The organism is Pseudomonas sp. AC463, from assembly GCF_979253585.1.
Genome location: NZ_CEEDDZ010000877.1, coordinates 1 through 255, shown reverse-complemented (window position 1 = coordinate 255; position 255 = coordinate 1). Strand labels below are relative to the sequence as shown.

1 protein-coding gene is annotated in these 255 nt (G+C 66.7%); it reads left to right on the top strand.

The genetic code is table 11. The features are described 5' to 3' along the window. Positions 1-255 (top strand): PAS domain-containing protein (locus AC0IYH_RS32725; RefSeq protein ID WP_471838523.1); only part of this gene is annotated, 255 nt, incomplete at both ends.

Here is a 255-nt window from a genome sequence, read left to right as displayed (position 1 = left end):
GTCGCAACGCTTCGACGCGGAGGCGCGCTTCAACGCGATGTTCCAGGCGAACCCGGCACCCGCCGTCGTGGTGCGGCTGAGCGACCAGCGCATCGTCCGGATAAATGCCGGCTTCATGGCGCTGACAGGGTTCGGTGAGGAGCAGGTAGTCGGCAAGACGCTGTTCGGGCTCGATCTGCTCGGGAGCCTGCCCGACCCGACCGAGGTGCGGCAGCGGTTGGAGGCAGGTGAGATCGTCGACCAATCACACGCCGA